At 60.4% G+C, this 17,344-nt stretch carries 12 protein-coding genes, 3 tRNA genes and 1 pseudogene; 12 read left to right on the top strand and 4 right to left on the bottom strand.

Annotated elements, in window-relative coordinates; translation table 11 throughout:
* Window positions 1–214 precede the first annotated feature (214 nt).
* On the bottom strand, window positions 215–973 hold the full coding sequence (locus PseAD21_RS27860) for a hypothetical protein (RefSeq protein ID WP_178082179.1): 759 nt from the start codon (window positions 971–973) through the stop codon (window positions 215–217).
* 384 nt (window positions 974–1,357) lie between these two features.
* Between PseAD21_RS27860 and PseAD21_RS27855 the strand changes: the two genes are divergently transcribed.
* The 10 genes and pseudogenes from PseAD21_RS27855 to PseAD21_RS27810 all read left to right on the top strand — a co-directional run bounded on the left by PseAD21_RS27855 (window position 1,358) and on the right by PseAD21_RS27810 (window position 9,057).
* Window positions 1,358–1,433 (top strand) — tRNA-Glu (locus PseAD21_RS27855).
* Between the two features lie 53 nt (window positions 1,434–1,486).
* A tRNA-Ala gene (locus tag PseAD21_RS27850) sits at window positions 1,487–1,562 on the top strand.
* Between the two features lie 78 nt (window positions 1,563–1,640).
* A tRNA-Glu gene (locus tag PseAD21_RS27845) sits at window positions 1,641–1,716 on the top strand.
* A gap of 181 nt (window positions 1,717–1,897) precedes the next feature.
* On the top strand, window positions 1,898–2,437 hold the full coding sequence (locus tag PseAD21_RS27840) for a TetR/AcrR family transcriptional regulator (protein ID WP_102358941.1): 540 nt from the start codon (window positions 1,898–1,900) through the stop codon (window positions 2,435–2,437).
* Window positions 2,438–2,466: 29 nt separating this feature from the next.
* The gene (locus tag PseAD21_RS27835; protein WP_102358940.1) at window positions 2,467–3,300 is read left to right on the top strand and encodes an alpha/beta fold hydrolase; all 834 of its coding nucleotides are present in this window, start codon (window positions 2,467–2,469) and stop codon (window positions 3,298–3,300) included.
* A gap of 48 nt (window positions 3,301–3,348) precedes the next feature.
* Window positions 3,349–3,798, top strand: a complete 450-nt coding sequence (locus PseAD21_RS27830; RefSeq protein ID WP_025111177.1) for a thioesterase family protein — start codon at window positions 3,349–3,351, stop codon at window positions 3,796–3,798.
* Window positions 3,799–3,956: 158 nt separating this feature from the next.
* Window positions 3,957–4,916, top strand: a complete 960-nt coding sequence (locus tag PseAD21_RS27825; protein WP_102358939.1) for a tRNA-dihydrouridine synthase — start codon at window positions 3,957–3,959, stop codon at window positions 4,914–4,916.
* Between the two features lie 120 nt (window positions 4,917–5,036).
* A pseudogene (locus PseAD21_RS27820) lies at window positions 5,037–5,483 on the top strand (Hsp20 family protein).
* A 185-nt stretch (window positions 5,484–5,668) separates the two neighbouring features.
* On the top strand, window positions 5,669–6,364 hold the full coding sequence (locus PseAD21_RS27815; RefSeq protein WP_102358938.1) for a DUF1266 domain-containing protein: 696 nt from the start codon (window positions 5,669–5,671) through the stop codon (window positions 6,362–6,364).
* Window positions 6,361–9,057, top strand: coding sequence for a DUF805 domain-containing protein (locus tag PseAD21_RS27810; RefSeq protein ID WP_102358937.1), 2,697 nt, complete (start codon window positions 6,361–6,363; stop codon window positions 9,055–9,057). Before PseAD21_RS27815 ends, PseAD21_RS27810 begins: the two co-directional genes overlap by 4 nt.
* Here PseAD21_RS27810 and PseAD21_RS27805 read toward each other — a convergent pair.
* The 3 genes from PseAD21_RS27805 to PseAD21_RS27795 form a co-directional block, all read right to left on the bottom strand.
* Window positions 9,054–10,745, bottom strand: coding sequence for a molecular chaperone HscC (locus PseAD21_RS27805; protein WP_102358936.1), 1,692 nt, complete (start codon window positions 10,743–10,745; stop codon window positions 9,054–9,056). The two genes, PseAD21_RS27810 and PseAD21_RS27805, sit on opposite strands and share 4 nt — an antisense overlap.
* 86 nt (window positions 10,746–10,831) lie before the next feature.
* Window positions 10,832–14,110: a PAS domain S-box protein gene (locus PseAD21_RS27800; RefSeq protein ID WP_102358935.1), complete on the bottom strand. Its 3,279-nt coding sequence runs from the start codon at window positions 14,108–14,110 to the stop codon at window positions 10,832–10,834.
* Window positions 14,111–14,178: 68 nt separating this feature from the next.
* Complete coding sequence (locus PseAD21_RS27795; protein ID WP_102358934.1) at window positions 14,179–15,069, bottom strand: LysR family transcriptional regulator; 891 nt, start codon at window positions 15,067–15,069, stop codon at window positions 14,179–14,181.
* Between the two features lie 141 nt (window positions 15,070–15,210).
* Here PseAD21_RS27795 and leuC point away from each other — a divergent pair, with 141 nt between their 5' ends.
* Window positions 15,211–16,629: a 3-isopropylmalate dehydratase large subunit gene (gene leuC, locus PseAD21_RS27790; RefSeq protein ID WP_102358933.1), complete on the top strand. Its 1,419-nt coding sequence runs from the start codon at window positions 15,211–15,213 to the stop codon at window positions 16,627–16,629.
* Window positions 16,630–16,639: 10 nt separating this feature from the next.
* The gene (gene leuD / locus PseAD21_RS27785) at window positions 16,640–17,284 is read left to right on the top strand and encodes a 3-isopropylmalate dehydratase small subunit (protein ID WP_038363635.1); all 645 of its coding nucleotides are present in this window, start codon (window positions 16,640–16,642) and stop codon (window positions 17,282–17,284) included.
* The last annotated feature ends 60 nt before the right edge of the window (window positions 17,285–17,344 follow it).

Here is a 17,344-nt window from a genome sequence, read left to right as displayed (position 1 = left end):
CCCATTGTAGGAGTGAGCCTGCTCGCGATGGCGGCCTACGAGCCGACCAGAGTCTAACCGACTACACCCGATCCAATTGTGGGAGCGAGCCTGCTCGCGAAGACGGCCTGACAGCCGATCAATTTCTGACTGAATGCACCCGATGCCTTGCTGTGGGAGCCAACCACCAACAAAAAAGCCACCTCTCCGGTGGCTTCTCTCTACCTATCGACCATCAGTCGTAGATCACTTTCTTTTTCCAGTCCGCATCGGCTTCGACTTCCTTGAGGCCTTCGGTCAATTGGTTCACTTCGCCTTCGACCGGTGCAATCTTGTCCATGACCTGGGCGTTGGCGCGGGCCAGGAGTTTTTCCAGATATTGCAGCTGTTCCGAATACATCTTGGGATCCTGCTGTTTGCGCAGGTATTGCACACCGCGTTCGAACGCAAGGCGGGCCTGGCCCGGTTGGTTTTGTTGCAGGGATTGTTGGCCGAGGTTGTTAAAGAACTCGATGTGCAGCAGCACCAGAATATGGCGGACTTCCTTGATCCACTGTTTGGCTTCGTTCGGTGGCAGGAAGCCGTCATGGGCGGCGCGGGTGATCTGGCCGTGCAGGGCTTCGAGCAGGAAGCGTACGTCCTTGGCTTTGGCTTCGGTGAGGATCGGTGCCGGCGGGTTGTTGACCGGTATCGATTGGCCTTGGGCTACCAGTGCGCTCAGTTCGGTGATGCGTGCCTTGGTGGTGGGGCTGGTTTTTTCCAGGTTCAGCAGGCGCTGGCAGACGTTCAGTTCCAGACGGGTCAGCAGCAGCTTGAGCGCAGGCGTCATGAACTGGCCGGGAAAGGTCTCGGTCAGTTCGCCGCAGCGGCGCAAGCGGTCGTTGAGTTCGATTTTGGTGCGGGCCTTCTCCAGTTTGTTGTTTTCCACCACATGGTTCATGTAGCCAATGGCGATCAGAATTGCGATCCCGGCTATGACAAGCAGGGTGATCATGAGTGGTGTCACCGGTAAGACCTCTTTATAGGGTTCACATGCGAGTGTAGTGGCTGGGCATTTATGCGCCTAGCGCCGCTCGACGAGTTGGATCGGCAGGTGCAATCTGTATCGGCCGCATGCTGCTTATATGAATGCTGGCGCTTGATGTGCAGATTGCCATCACTGTGTTGTGGACTATAACGTCTTGGCGAGTGGCGGAATATAGGCGTCAATCGTCGGGCGACGGAAAACCCCGATTGCTCCTGTAAAGCAGATCGAAGTCATTGATTTAAATAAATTTATATCAGGGGGTTGACGACCTCTCAATCCATCCATAGAATGCGCGCCACTTGCAGCGTAAAGCACACAGCGGAGCGCAGTGGGGAGTGAATGTTGTAGCGTGTCCCCTTCGTCTAGTGGCCTAGGACACCGCCCTTTCACGGCGGTAACAGGGGTTCGAGTCCCCTAGGGGACGCCAGTTTTACAGAAGTGATGTTGCAAGATGTCACTCCGCCGCGAGGCGAAAAATCCGGGGCTATAGCTCAGCTGGGAGAGCGCCTGCATGGCATGCAGGAGGTCAGCGGTTCGATCCCGCTTAGCTCCACCAATTTACACTTCGAGGTCTGGCCACACCGGCCTTGAAGCGATCAGCACTCAGCACTGATCAGTTGTAGAAGGGTTTTGCGTCCCCTTCGTCTAGTGGCCTAGGACACCGCCCTTTCACGGCGGTAACAGGGGTTCGAGTCCCCTAGGGGACGCCACGATTACCCGCTCTGCGGGATTTATAAGGGTCATTCAATTATTGAATGGCCCTTTTGTTTGTCTGGCGTTTGGCCAATTCCCCTTTTTCCTTACACTGTGCTTCAGACCAGCGGTCATATCCTCGACTTGCAGAATATTATTATGCGAATAATATTCTAGTCGTAATATTCGGAGGCAACGATGAACGATAAAAAAGCTCAAACCCGCGAACGCATCCTCAAGGCTGCCAGCGCCGCACTGATCCAGCGTGGCCCGGCAGATCCAAGCGTGGGCGAAGTGATGGGCGCCGCCGGCCTGACCGTCGGTGGTTTCTATGCGCACTTCGAAAGCAAGGACGCGATGATGCTGGAGGCGTTCAAGCAACTGCTCGGCCGTCGACGCGATCTGATTGCCGACATGGACTCCGAGCTCACCGGCGAAGAGCGTCGCGCCTTGGTCGCTGCGTTCTATCTGTCGCGCAAGCACCGTGATTCCAGCGACGCGGCGTGCCCGATTCCGGCTTCCATCGGCGAGCTGGGGCGCTTGCCGGAGTCGTTCCGCATCGCGCTGAGCGAACACCTGGAACTGATGATTGCGCAGTTGGCGTCCAGCCCCGAGGACACCGATAAAGCGTTGGCCGATGTGGCCTTGATGGTGGGTGGTCTGGCGCTGGCAAGAGCGCTGGGCCCGGGCGATTTATCCGATCGATTGCTGCGTGCTGCCAAGTCGGCGGTGCGTTGACCTGAAGGCTGCAGCCTGAGGAGAGAGCGATGAGCACGTTGAAGTGGGTTCGCGGCGTTAATGGCACCTTGGGCTGGTTTGCACCGAAACTGGTGGCGAGCAAAATGCGTCTGGCGTTCATGACGCCGCGCTCGCTGCCGCTGCGCGATTGGGAGCTGCCGCTGTTGGCGAGCTCCGAGCGAATCACCTTGCGCTTCGGCCTGTCGGCGCTGCGCTGGGGGCAGGGGCCTGCGGTGCTGTTGATGCACGGTTGGGAAGGCCGGCCCACCCAGTTTGCGGCACTGATCACTGCACTGGTCGAGGCCGGCTATACCGTGGTCGCGCTCGATGGCCCGGCCCATGGTCGGTCGCCGGGGCGTGAAGCCAATGTCGTGCTGTTTGCTCGGGCGATGCTCGAAGCCGCTGCCGAGTTGCCGCCGCTGCAAGCGGTCATCGGTCACTCCATGGGCGGCGCCAGCGCCATGCTTGCGGTGCAACTGGGCTTGCGCACCGAAACCCTCGTCAGCATCGCCGCTCCCGCGCGAATTCTCGGCGTGCTGCGTGGTTTTGCCCGCTACGTCGGCATGCCGCCGAGGGCGCGTTCCGCTTTCATCCGGCAGGTCGAGCGGGATGTCGGCATGCGTGCCGCCACGCTGGATGTCGCCCACTATCAACTGGATATGCCCGGTCTGATCGTGCATGCCGAGGACGACAGCTTCGTCTCGGTCAAGGAGTCGCAACTGATCCACGAGTCCTGGTTCGACAGCCGACTGCTGCGCCTGGAAAGTGGCGGCCACCAGCGCGTGCTGGCCGACCCTCGGGTGGTTGATGGCGTGTTATCACTGTTGGCGGGGCGCAGCCTTCAGGCGCGGCAATCGGCCTGAGCATCCGTTACACTGCCCCGGTTGAAATAATCTGACCGGGAGTGGGGCATGGGCTGGGATCGGGCAACGCCGTTCACCATTGATCTGCAAGTAGGCGCCGAGGACATCGACGGGCTGGGCCACGCGAACAACGCTGTGTACGTGACCTGGCTCGAACGCTGTGCCTGGCGCCACTCGCAGCGGCTGGGGCTGGATCTGGTCGAGTACCGGCGCCTGGATCGGGCGATGGCCGTGGTGCGTCACGAAATCGATTATCTGGCGGCCGCCTACGAAGGTGATGAGCTGCAACTGGCGACCTGGATCGTCGATTGGGATCAGCGCCTGAAAATGACCCGACATTTCCAGCTGATTCGGCCCAGCGACAACACCACCCTGTTGCGCGCCCAGACCACCTTCGTCTGCATCGAGCTGTCCACTGGCAAGCCCAAGCGCATGCCGGCGGAGTTCATCGAAGGTTATGGCCCTGCCATCCAGTCTCTCGAGTCAGCGAATATCTAAATGTGGGAGCGGGCTTGCTCGCGAAGGCGTCGTGTCAGTCAGCATTCATTTAGCTGATCCACCGCCTTCGCGAGCAAGCCCGCTCCCACAGGGATCTGCGATTTCTTGCGATATCCAGTAAACTGCCGCACGTTTTTTCCTTGAGTAGTGTTTTCCCCATGCAAATTGCCCTGGCGCCCATGGAGGGGTTGGTCGACGACATCCTGCGCGACGTGCTGACCCGCGTTGGCGGCATCGACTGGTGCGTGACCGAATTCATTCGGATCAACGACCAGTTGCTCACCCCGGCCTACTTCCACAAGTTCGGCCCGGAGCTGCTCAACGGCGCCCGCACCCGTTCCGGCGTGCCGCTGCGCGTGCAATTGTTGGGTTCCGATCCGGTGTGCCTGGCGGAAAACGCTGCGCTGGCCTGCGAGCTCGGCTCCGAAGTGATCGACCTGAACTTCGGCTGCCCGGCCAAAACCGTCAACAAGTCCCGGGGCGGGGCCGTGCTGCTCAAGGAGCCGGAGCTGCTCAACTCCATCGTCGAGCACGTGCGCCGCGCTGTGCCGGCGCACATCCCGGTCACCGCGAAGATGCGCCTGGGCTTCGACAGCCCGGACGGCTCGCTGGTCTGCGCCACTGCGCTGGCCGAGGGCGGCGCCGAACACATCGTGGTTCATGCCCGGACCAAGGTCGATGGCTACAAGCCGCCGGCGCACTGGGAATGGATTCCACGGGTGCAGGACGTGGTCAAGGTGCCGGTGTTTGCCAACGGCGACATCTGGAGCGTCGAGGACTGGCGGCGTTGCCGCGAGATCAGCGGCGTGGAAGACATCATGCTCGGTCGCGGCCTGGTGTCACGCCCCGATCTGGCCAAACAGATCGCTGCCGCGCGCGCCGGTGAAGAAGTGGTCGAGATGACCTGGGCCGAGCTGTTGCCGCTGATCCAGGACTTCTGGCTGCAGGCCAAGGCACAGATGACTGCGCGGCAATCGCCGGGTCGTTTGAAGCAATGGCTGGCGATGCTGACGCGCAATTATCCCGAAGCCACCGAGCTGTTTACCGTGCTGCGCCGCGAGACAGAACCGGATCAGGTCTCGCGTTTGCTGGGCTTGCCGGTTGCCGAAGCGGCCTGAAAAAATCTGCAAATACTCTCTTGAAATCATTTCAGCGGTCCCTATCTAAGGGTTACGCGATGCCGAATTCGGGTCGCGGAGACACAAAACCTTGCTGATTGCTTTCAGGAGATTTGAACCATGAGTACTGCATTTTCCCTCGCGCCACTGTTCCGTTCCTAGGTAGGTTTCGACCGCTTCAATGACCTGTTCGAAACCGCCCTGCGCAACGAGCCAGGCAGCACCTACCCACCCTACAACGTGGAAAAACACGGTGACGATCAATACCGTATCGTCGTGGCGGCAGCCGGTTTCCAGGAAGAAGACCTGGAGCTGCAAGTCGAGAAGGGTGTGCTGACCATCAGTGGCGGCAAGCGTGATGCCAACGAAGGCGTGACCTTCCTGCATCAGGGCATTGCCCAGCGTGCTTTCAAGCTGTCCTTCCGTCTGGCCGATCACATCGAGATCAAGGCCGCCGATCTGAGCAACGGTCTGCTGAGCATCGACCTGTTGCGGGTGATCCCGGAAGAAGCGAAAGCCAAGCGTATCCCGATCAACGGGGTGCAGAAGCCGGCTCTGCAACACTGATTCACCTGCAGAAACAAAATGCCTGAACAGGCGCTGAGCCGCTGAAGAAAGGCCCCGATACGTCGGGGCCTTTTTTGTGGGCGCAAGAAAAGCGCTGTTCGGCTTTGCCCCTGACAGCGCTTTCTCTACAATCCGCCGCAGTTTTGCCGACCCCACTCCTTGGCGGTCGGCCCGGAGCCTTTTTCATGGACGATATTCAACAGCGCTGGCTGTGCGCCCTTTCTGCACCAATGGCTGCGCTCAATACCGGCGCCGGGTACGACGACCCCGCGTTCTGCGACGACCACTACATCGATCTGAAAGACAGCTGGGGGATCGATGATCGGCGGGAATTGTTCGACATGCTCGAACGGATGACCGATGACGGCCACGCCAAGCATCTCAGCGCGGCCTATCTGGCGTGGCAGCGTTGTCTGCCGAGTGAATGGCAGGCCTTGCTCGACGACTTGAGCCCTCGCCAACGTGTTCTGCATGAATTCGCCAGCCGCACGTTTGGCAGTTGCGGTCCCGGGGGGATTTTGTCCTGGGATTATGGGCGGATGGGCTTTCTCCTGCGATGCGCGGTGCGCAATCAGTGGATCGATCTGGTCGAGAGCAACTGGCTGCACAGTCGCTTGGCCATCAGGGCGCAATTTCACTACGGCAGCTGGATGGCTTATTTCAATGGTTTTGTGGTGGGGCGGACCTTTTGGTGCTGCCTGAGCACCAGCGATGACGAGTTGGCTGGCGAGTTGGACCGACAAGGCAACAGCGCCCATAACCTGCGGATCACCCGTGGTCTTGCGCAGAACATTCCGCACTTTCTCGCCGATTTGCCTTGGTACATGGAAATTGATCTGCCGCCACGTCCGGCATCGCTCAAGGAGTTCGACTGGTCATGAGTTGCTGGATCCGATTGGGCATCGAGCCTACGACTGACGAAAGCCTGATTCGCAATGCTTACCGCGCACGCTTGCCGTCGCATCACCCGGAGACCGATCCGGAAGGCTTTCAGGCGCTGCGCATGGCCTACGAAAACGCCCTGCGACTGGCGCGTGAAGACGAGGAGGAACAACTCGAGCCTGAGTTCGAAGCCTCAGAGCAGAAGGTCGTCGAGGTCCCGCAGGCGTTCGTGGATTTCTGCGAACTGCTGGACGATCCCGTGCGACGTTTCAATTTCGCGGCATGGCAGACATTTGTCGAGGCACTGGATGAGCTGTCGCTGGATGTGCTCGATGAACTCGGCTGGGGGCTCTACCACCGGATGGCCGATACCGGTCCGTTGTCCTACCGTTGCGCGAACCTGTTGGCCAGGCGTATGGCCTGGGATCAACAGTTGCTGGATCTGGAGTTCGATGACGCCCATCGGGTGGAAGCCTTTCTGCAGCGAATCGAAACGCCTGACCCGTTCGACACGGATCTGATGGGCACCTGGTCAGAGGCTGCGCAGACTGAATCGCTGTGGTACGCCCGTAGTCTCGACTTCATTTTCACCCAGCGCCCACTCCATGAGTTTGCCGACTTCGCCAGTCAGCACACTTGCTTGCCGTTGCCGGATGATGCCGCGTTCATCAAGCGTCTGCTGGTGCAGTTCACGCAGGCGGGCATCGGTGTGTCGACATTTTTGCAGAGCTGTATCGAACAGCAACTTGCAGCACCGGATGATGTGGACTGGCTGTACCTGTTGGCGTGTCAGAACAGCTTGTTGGGGCGGGACGATCAGGCATTGCCTTGCTGGATCCGGCTGTGGAACGAACATCGTCATCCGATGGCTGAAAGCCGCCTGCTGGAATTGTGTGCCAAGCGACAGCCGACCTTTCTACCGCTGCTGATTCAGGCATTCGATCGTCTGCAGGACTGCGCTGACTGGTCAGAGGATCTCGGGGATGAATGCCAGGTATATGGCAGTCCGTCACAACGCCCCGAGACGCTGAACCGTTGGCTGGGTGTCGGACGGTTGCAGCTTGAGAGTCTGGCCCGGAGTTTTGTCGATTGGCGCATGACGGGCGATGAACTCCCATTGCTCGCGCAACTGTTGGGCGAAAATGCCGACAGCCGATTGCTGCAACTGTACCGCCACGCCTGGGCGCTGCATCGAGGTGACTCGGCATTGCTGCAGCAGGTTCTGGATGCGCCCCTGCCAGTCGATGCGCTCGAAAGCCTGGTATTGAGCGGGTTCAAATATCAGGCCAGTCAACATCTGCGCTGGTTGAGCAGGGCACCGATTGCGCAGGCAATGGACGCTTTCTGCAGCGCGGATTCAAGCGCGCGGCCATTGCCCGAGGTGCTGACAAAAGGCGAGCCACACAAGGTCTGTCGTGTCTGGCTGCAACGCTTGCGGCCCTACAACGACGCTGCGCTGGAGCGATTGGCCGAAGCGTTCAAGCTGAGTGCCGTCAAAGACGACTGTGACTTGTCCGGACTCGATTTGCTGCTCCAGTTGAGCCGTCGCGCAATCGAGTTGCCGCCGGTCGGACTGGGGCAGGCCACCTGGGAGTGGTACGCCCAGACCTTGTTTTTGCTGGCGTTGCTGGAGCAGCCCGAACGCTGGTTGCAATTGATTGATGCGCAGTGCCTGGAGCGCCTGGCGTTCAATCCTGCTCATCCTTTGGCTCGGTTGCAGCCACTGTTGCAACGCCTGCAACGTGAGCAAGGCAATTGCGACGGTTTATTGGGATGGCTGCAAGGCGATGATCCGGTTCATGGTTTGTTGGTGCAGCAATTGTTCAGCGTACAGCAGGCTCTCGACAGCGCCAGATTGCCTGCCAATACCTTGCTTTACACCTGCGTCGAAAGCGATCGGGATGCCTGCGGTGACGATCTGCTGGGCTTGTTGATGTTCTGGGGCGTGCTCTATCACGACCCGAGCCTGAGCGCCGAGCAGCATCGTGCCTTGCTGCAATCGATCGCGGCAGTCAGTTGTGAGGATGACTGGTTCGAAGGTTTTCGCGACGGCTTGATCAAGGGCGAGCCGGTGTGGCCACCGCGCAAGGTGCTGACGGATTTTGGCGTCGACAAACTGCTGGCGTATGAAGCGCTCGATGCCCTCAAGGGCCTGATTCGTTATGGCGCTGCCGGTGTGCCGAAAACGCGAGTGCTGCGCCAATTGCAGCAGGCCAAGGATGACGTGCAGAACAGCGTCGGCTTGCGGCTGGCACTGTGTGCCTTGCTGTCCTGGTCGGAACGTTTACTGCTGGCCAAAAGTGATATTCAGCCGGTGCCGGCGGGGGCGATCTGGCGCCTGGGATCGCGGTTGGGGCGCAAGGCTTTTATCGCTCAGATCCTGGGGTGTGTGGTGATCGCACCGGTGGCCGGTCTGATCAGTGGCACCACGGCCGCTGGCATTCTGATCCTGTTGCTCGGTGTTCTGTTGTTGCTCGGCGCCATTCTGCGCCGGTTGCACGACATGGGCCGGGGCATTCCCACATTGCTGATATTCATGGCGCTGTCACCGGTCCTGCCATTTTTGCCGTTGGTGCTGTTCGGTTTTCCGGGAGACAAATTGCCCAACCGCTATGGCGTGCCGCCGGACAACGGGGGGAGCGAAATGCTGTCCGGCGGCCTGCAGGCCGCATTGCGTCGACTCAACGGCTAAAGGCGCAGTTGGTCCAGCGCCTTGTTGAGCTCTGAGCGGTGGCTCGCAATCTCTGATGGTTGCTGGCCACCGAGGATCGTGGTGAAGCTGTGCAGCCATTCGGCAATGCGTTCGCGTTGCGCTCCGAGGCTCTGCATCCATGCCCGCTCCAGGCGAGCGAGCAAGGTGCGGTTGGGCAATGCATCACGCGGATGGACCTTCAATGTGGACAGCCGGTTATGGCTGTCCCGGCGTGCCTGCTCATTCAGCCCTGTAGGACTGCGGTCGATACTGTGGCTATGCCGATCGCCGGTCTCGAGCAAGGTGACGTCGACTTCGAGCAACCCATTGATGTCATAACTGAAACGCACATCCAGTTCCTGAATGTGATCGCAGGGCGTCAAGTCAACATCGAAAGCATCAATCAGGATGTTGTCGCGTACCCACGGCCGTTCACCCTGATAGACCGCAATACGGATCTGTTCCTGACGGGGTTGGGTGGTGTGATAGCGCTCCACCCGTGACGTCGGGATGATGGTATTGCGTTCGATGATCGGCGAAAAAGCACCTTTGATGTCTTCGCCGCGGATGGTCGCAATACCCAGTGTATAAGGGCAGACATCGGTCAGGATCAACTCTTCCACCGCACCATCGCGCGCCTTGCACGCGGCTTGTGTGGCCGCGCCGAGTGCAACGATGGTGTCCGGGTCGAGATGCCGATAGGGCAGACGTCCGAACAGGGTGGCGACCATTTGTTGTACGGCCGGCATCCGCGTGGCGCCACCCACCAGTACCAGGCTGTCGAGATCCCGTGGTTTCAGGCGTGCATCGCGCAGAGCCTGTTCGATCGGCGCGCGCAGGCGGGCGAGCAGTGGCTCCCAGATCCTTACGGCGGCGGCTTCGTCCAGCGACCATTCAAATGACCGGTCGGCATGGCGCCAGCTCAATGCCTGGGTGCCTTCGCCGAGTTTGCACTTGAGCTGTTCCAGCGCATCGCCAAGGCTGGCCATGGCTTGGGCGTCAATCATTGACGGGGTCAGTTGCCATTTTTTCAGGCACGCCTGCAGCAGCGCAGCGGTGAAGTCTTCGCCACCCAGAAAGTTGTCGCCGGTGGAGGCATGCACTTCGATCAGCGGCAGTGCGTATTCCAGCACCGTGACGTCGAACGTACCGCCCCCCAGATCGAAGATCAGTGTGCGTTCGAACTTTTGTTCGTGCAGCCCGTAGGCCATGGCGGCAGCGGTCGGTTCGTTGATCAGGCGCGTGACGGAGAGGCCGGCCAGTTCGGCGGCGAACAGCGTGCGTTTGCGTTGCTCGTCACTGAAATACGCCGGCACCGAAATCACCGCTTCAGAGACCGGGTGGCCGAGAAAGGCTTCGGCGTCCTGTTTGAGCGAGCCGAGCACCAGTGCCGACAATTCTTCCGGACTGAAGTGGCGGTTTCCGAGTTCGATCTGCTTGTCGCTGCCCATGAAGCGCTTGAAGGCAGCGGCTGTGCGGTCGGGGTGCGTGGTCAGACGGGCGCGAGCGGCTTTGCCCACCAGAATCGTGTCATCGTCATCGAGGCTGACCACCGACGGGGTGAGAACCTCGCCGAGGGCGTTGGGAATCAACCGGGCCTGTGCGTCCTGCCAGACGGCGATCAGGCTGTTGGTGGTACCAAGGTCAATGCCCAGCAGGGCTGGGCGGGGAAGGGTTGCATCCTGCATGATCGATCTCGAAACAGCGCAAAAAACGCGACCCTACAGGTTGTCGCAAATCCTGACAATTATTGTTCTGTTGCAAGCTGCGCGCGTCACGACAGCATCGTTTTCAACGCCTCCAGTGCCACCGGCCGACTGTGCAGATAGCCCTGATACAAATGGCAGCCGAGCCCCTGCAAAAACGCCAGTTGCTCCGGTGTCTCCACGCCTTCGGCAATCACCTCCAGTTCCAGGCTGCGGGCCATGGCGACGATGGCGCGGATGATCTCGGCGTCGTTGGGGTCGGTGGTCGCGTCGCGAATGAACGACTGGTCGATTTTCAGGGTGTCCACTGGCAGGCGCTTGAGGTAAGTCAGTGACGAGTAGCCGGTGCCGAAGTCGTCCATGGCGAAGCTCACACCGAGTTTTTTCAGGCGGCGCATCTTGCTGATGGTGTCTTCCAGGTTCTGGATGACGATGCCTTCGGTGATCTCCAGTTTCAGCAGCGAACAGGGCAAGCCGTGGCTGGTCATGCTGTGTTCGATGCGTTCGACGAAGTCGTTCTGGCGGAACTGTCGTGGGCTGATGTTCACACAGAGGCTGAAATTGAGCGGGTCGATCAGCTTCAAGGCGATCAATTGCTTGAACGCTTCGCACGCCTCGTCGAGGATCCAGGTGCCGACTTCCAGAATCAGCCCGCTTTCCTCCAGCACCTTGATGAACTCGGTGGGCGATTGCGCGCCGAGTTCCGGGTGGTTCCAGCGCACCAGCGCCTCGGCGCCGATGATGCGGTTGTCCTGTGCGTCGATCTGCGGCTGGAAGTGCACGTTGAATTCACCGCGCGACAGTGCCAGGCGCAAGTCGGTCTCCATGCGCAGACGTTCGCTGGCGGCTTTCTGCATGGTGTTGTGGTACATCTGCGTGGTGTTGCGCCCGGAATCCTTGGCCCGGTACAGCGCGATGTCGGCGCGTTTGAGCAGGTCGGTCGGGGTCGAGCCGTGGTCGGGAATCAGCGCCACGCCGATGCTCGGCGTCACTTGCAGGCGCTGGCCGTCGAGAAACATCGGTTCCGACAGCAGTTCGCGAATGGTGTCGGCCAGCTCGCGCACTTGCACACTGACTTCGTTGCGTGTGCCTTCCAGGCCGCTGAGCAGTACCACGAACTCATCGCCACCCAGGCGCGCGACGGTGTCTTCCATGCGCACGCTGGCTTCGAGTCGCGCGGTGATGATTTTCAGCACCGTGTCGCCGACCGGGTGGCCGAGCGAATCGTTGATGTGCTTGAAGTGGTCGAGGTCGAGGAACAGCAGCGCGCCACGCAGGTTGTGGCGCTTGAGCAGGGCGATCTGCTGGCTCAGGCGATCCATCAGCAGGGCACGGTTGGGCAAGTTGGTCAGCGGGTCGTGATAGGCCAGGTGACGGATCTGTGCTTCAGCGTTCTTCAGCAGGCTGACGTCCCGGGCGGTCAGCAGCAGGCATGCGGTTTCGTTGAGGGTGATCGGTTCGATCGACACTTCGACCGTCAGCAGCTCGCCACGCTTGTTGCGCCCGAGCATTTCCTGATGATGCACGCGGCCCTTGATCTGCAGTTCGGCGAGCAGTGCCGAGCGTTGTTTTTCCTCGGCCCAGATGCCGATCTGGTACACGGTTTTGCCCACCACCTCTTCGGCGCGATAGCCGGTGAGGCGACAGAAGCCGTCGTTGACTTCCAGATAGCGCCCGGTGTCGCGCTCGGTGATGGTGATCGCATCGGGGCTGGAGTGGAACGCCTTGGCGAATTTCTCTTCGCTGGCCTTGAGTGCGGCTTCGGAGCGCTGCTGTTGGGTAATGTCGCGCAGGGTGGTAACGATGCACGGCTGATTGCCGACGCTGATCTGCCGGCTGGAAATCACACAGGTCAGCGACTGGCCGTCCTTGTGCTGGACGATGATCGCGACATTGCTCAGGCCCTGTTCGCGGATCACCCGTTCGATACGTTGCAGGCTCTTTGCCGAGGCGTCCCACAGGCCGATGTCTTCGGCGGTGCGACCGATCACATCAGCGGCGCTCCAGCCGAAGGTCTGGGTGAAGCTGTTATTGATTTCGATGAATTCGCCGCTGTCCTGACGGGTCACGCAGATCGGGTCGGGGCTGACCTGGAACAGCGTGGCGAATTTCTCTTCCGAGGCGACCAGGCGCTGCTCGCGCTCGACCTGATCGGTGATGTCCAGCAGCGTCCCGGCCATGCGCAGTGGTGCGCCGTTTTCGTCGCGGTAGAGGCGGGCGCGGCTTTCCAGATAACGCGAACTGCCATCCGGCAGTTGCACGCGATAAGTCAGTTGATAGTTGCCCGCCGGGCCTTCACGCAGGCTGCGGTAAGCGTCGCGCATGCTGTCGCGCTCTTCGCCGGGCACGCCTTCGAAAAACTCCTCGAACGACTCGTGAAACGGGATCGGCTCCAGCCCGTGCAGTTGTGCGGCCCGCGCCGAGCCGTAAAGCATGCCGCTGGGGATATGCCAGTCCCAGGTGCCAAGCTGCGCCGAGTCCAGCGCCAGATCGAGGCGTTCCTGGCTGTCTTTCAAGGCGTGTTCGGCGGCTTTGCGTTCAGTGGTGTCGAGAAAGGTGCTGAGCAGGTAAGGCTGGCCTTCGAGTTCGACCTTCTGTGCGCTGAGGATGCCGTCATGAATCTGCCCGTTGCTGGCGCGAAACTGCACTTCCATGCTGATCAGTTCGCCTTTGGCCTTGGTCTTTTTCACCAGTTCGGCGCGTTGCTCCGGGTGCACCCACAAGCCCAGTTCCAGGGTGGTGCGGCCAATGGCGCTCTGCACCGGCCAGCCGAACAGGCTTTCGAAATGCTGGTTGGCCTCGGTAATCAGGCCGTCTTCCTGGCGGGTTAGCAGCACCATGTTCGGGCAGAGATGAAAGAGTGTGGCGAAACGTTTCTCGGAGCTGCTGAGGGCCTGTTCGCGTTGGCGCTGGTGGGTGATTTCGCGAATCACCCCGATCATTCGGGGGCGGCCGTGTTTGTCCGGCAGCAGGCTGCCGCTGATTTCCAGCCAGTGCAGGCTGCCGTCGGGCCAGCGGATGCGGTGATGCATCGCCTGTTCCAGTGGCGCGCCGGCAATCACCGCGTGGAAGGCGCGAACGGTTTTCGCCCGGTCTTCGGGCGGCAGCAGGTCGAGATATTCCAGATCCCGGGGCAACGGTTGACGTGGATCGAAGCCGAACAGCGCCTGGGTGCCCCGTGACCAGCTGATCTGCCCGCGTTCGATGTCCCAATACCAGGCGCCGAGCCGGGCGCCGTTGAGCGCGGCGAGCAATTGCGGCGCACTCTCCCAGCTCTGCTCGGAACGTCGCGGATCAATGGCCTGAATACGCGGCATCGGCGGAATTCGGTCAACAGATTTCGGCATTGTTAACGGGCCTTGAGCTGGTGGTGGCGTTAGGCACAGGGGCGGCGGCTCTATAGGAGTAGCACAAGTTAGCCTGGAGTCCCTGGCAGATCGATTTGCGCATCCAGCAAGGCCATGAAAGCCCTTGCTGCATTCGACAGCGTCCGTTCGGTGTGCACGATATAGCCTAGCTGGCGACTCAGTTGTATGCCCGGCAAAGGTATGCGCGCCACCTGTTCATCGAGCATGGTACGCGGCAGCACACTCCATGCCAGACCGATGGAGACCATCATTTTGATGGTTTCCAGGTAGTTGGTGCTCATGGCGATGTTCGGCGTCAGCCCCTGGGCCTCGAATAGGCGTTGGACAATATGGTGAGTGAAGGTGTTGCCTCCGGGAAAAACCGCCGGATGACCGGCAATATCCGCCAGATTGACCGCACCGTTGCTGATCAGTGAATGCTCTGGCGCCACCACGAAATCCAGCGGGTCATCCCACACCGGCGTGGCTTTGACCAGGGTATGCGGCTCTGGCGCCAGGGTGATCACCGCCAGTTCGGCGCGACCGTGGAGGATTTCCTCGTAGGCCACTTCCGAATCGAGGAACTGAATATCCAGCGCCACCTGTGGGTAACGGCGGGTGAACGCCCTTAATAGCGGCGGCAATCGGTGCAGGCCGATGTGGTGACTGGTGGCCAGGGTCAGGCGGCCGCTGACTTCGCCGGTCAGGTTGGTCAGGGCGCGGCGAGTGTCGTCCAGCACGTTGAGAATCTGATAAGCCCGGGGCAGCAGAGCGCGGCCAGCCTCGGTCAGACCGACTTCACGGCCCAGTCGATCGAACAGCCGCACCTTCAACTGTTGCTCCAGCCCGGCGATGCGTTTGCTGATCGCCGGTTGCGTCAGGTGCAGTCGCTCACCGGCGCCAGAGAAGCTGCCGGTCTCGGCGATGGCGATAAAAGCATTGAGGTTGGCCAGGTCCATGGGTCGTATTCCAGTTGGTTATCCAAAGCATAAAAAATATGAATTTGAGTTATTTAATCTAACCCCATAGGATCGGCCTCACAAGCCAAAGGGTTATTGAGAAGCCCAGGGCATAGAAACAAGCTGATGAGGAACCGTCTGATGGCCGGCAAAACGCTCTACGACAAGCTCTGGGATTCGCATTTGGTCAAGCAGCGCGACGATGGCTCGGCGCTGATCTACATCGACCGTCACATCATTCACGAAGTGACCTCGCCGCAAGCCTTCGAAGGCCTGCGTCTGGCCGGGCGCAAGCCTTGGCGCATCGATGCCAACATCGCGACCCCGGACCACAACGTACCAACGACTCCAGAGCGCAAGGGCGGCATCGCCGCGATTGCCGACCAGGTCTCGCGTTTGCAGGTTCAGACCCTCGATGACAACTGTGATGAATACGGCATCGTCGAGTTCAAGATGAACGACATCCGCCAGGGCATCGTCCACGTGATCAGCCCGGAGCAGGGCGCGACCTTGCCGGGCATGACCGTGGTCTGTGGCGACTCGCATACCTCGACCCACGGCGCCTTCGGCGCGCTGGCGCACGGTATCGGCACCTCCGAGGTCGAGCATGTGCTCGCCACCCAGTGCCTCGTCGCCAAGAAAATGAAGAACATGCTGGTGCGCGTCGAAGGCCAGTTGCCGTTCGGCGTGACCGCCAAGGACATCGTCCTCGCGGTGATCGGCAAGATCGGCACTGCCGGCGGTAACGGCCATGCCATCGAATTCGCTGGCAGCGCGATCCGCGACTTGTCCGTCGAAGGCCGCATGACCATCTGCAACATGTCCATCGAAGCTGGCGCCCGTGTGGGTCTGGTGGCTGCCGACGAGAAGACCGTCGAGTACGTCAAGGGCCGTCCATTCGCCCCGAAAGGCGCGCAGTGGGACATGGCCGTCGCAGCCTGGAAAGACCTGGTGTCCGACGCCGACGCAAAGTTCGACACCGTGGTTGAACTCGACGCCGCGCAGATCAAGCCGCAAGTCAGCTGGGGCACTTCGCCTGAGATGGTGTTGGCAGTTGACCAGAACGTACCGGACCCGGCCCAAGAGATGGATCTGGTCAAGCGCGACTCGATCGTCCGCGCCTTGAAATACATGGGGTTGAGCGCCAATCAGGCGATCACCGACATTCAGCTGGATCGCGTGTTCATCGGCTCCTGCACCAACTCGCGCATCGAAGACTTGCGCGCGGCGGCGGTGATCGCCAAGGGCCGCAAAGTGGCGTCGACCATCAAGCAGGCCATCGTGGTGCCGGGCTCGGGTCTGGTGAAAGCCCAGGCTGAGGCCGAAGGTCTCGACAAGATTTTCCTCGAAGCCGGTTTCGAATGGCGTGAGCCGGGTTGCTCGATGTGCCTGGCGATGAACCCGGACCGTTTGGAGTCCGGCGAGCATTGCGCCTCGACCTCCAACCGTAACTTCGAAGGCCGTCAGGGCGCCGGTGGCCGTACCCATCTCGTGAGCCCGGCCATGGCCGCTGCGGCGGCGGTGAACGGTCGTTTCATCGACGTTCGTGAATTGATTTAAGGAGCGCAGCATGAAAGCTTTTACCCAGCACACTGGTCTTGTCGCGCCTCTGGATCGTGCCAACGTCGACACCGACCAGATCATTCCGAAGCAGTTCTTGAAGTCGATCAAGCGCACCGGTTTCGGCCCGAACCTGTTCGACGAGTGGCGTTACCTGGATGTCGGTCAGCCTTACCAGGACAACTCCAAACGCCCGTTGAACAAGGATTTCGTGCTCAACGCCGAGCGTTATCAAGGCGCCAGCGTGTTGCTGGCCCGCGAGAACTTCGGTTGCGGCTCCAGCCGTGAACACGCGCCGTGGGCGCTGGAAGAATACGGTTTTCGCAGCATCATCGCGCCGAGCTACGCCGACATCTTCTTCAACAACAGCTTCAAGAACGGCTTGCTGCCGATCATCTTGAGCGACGCTGAAGTCGATGAGTTGTTCAAGCAGGTCGAGGCCGAGCCTGGTTATCAATTGCAGGTTGATCTGCAAGCGCAGACCGTGACCCGTCCGGATGGCAAGGTTTACAACTTCGAGATCGACGCGTTCCGCAAGCATTGCCTGTTGAACGGTCTGGACGATATCGGTTTGACCTTGCAGGACGGTGATGCGATTGCGACGTTTGAAGCCAAGCACCGTGTGAGCCAGCCTTGGTTGTTCCGCGACGCATAATTTGCGTATGGCGAATGGCGCCATCGCGAGCAGGCTCACTCCTACAGGGGAACGCATTTC

Source organism: Pseudomonas sp. AD21 (genome assembly GCF_002878485.1).
In the GTDB taxonomy this organism is placed as follows: domain Bacteria; phylum Pseudomonadota; class Gammaproteobacteria; order Pseudomonadales; family Pseudomonadaceae; genus Aquipseudomonas.
Note: the sequence above shows the minus strand (reverse complement) of the source record. Positions and strands in the feature narration are given on the sequence as shown.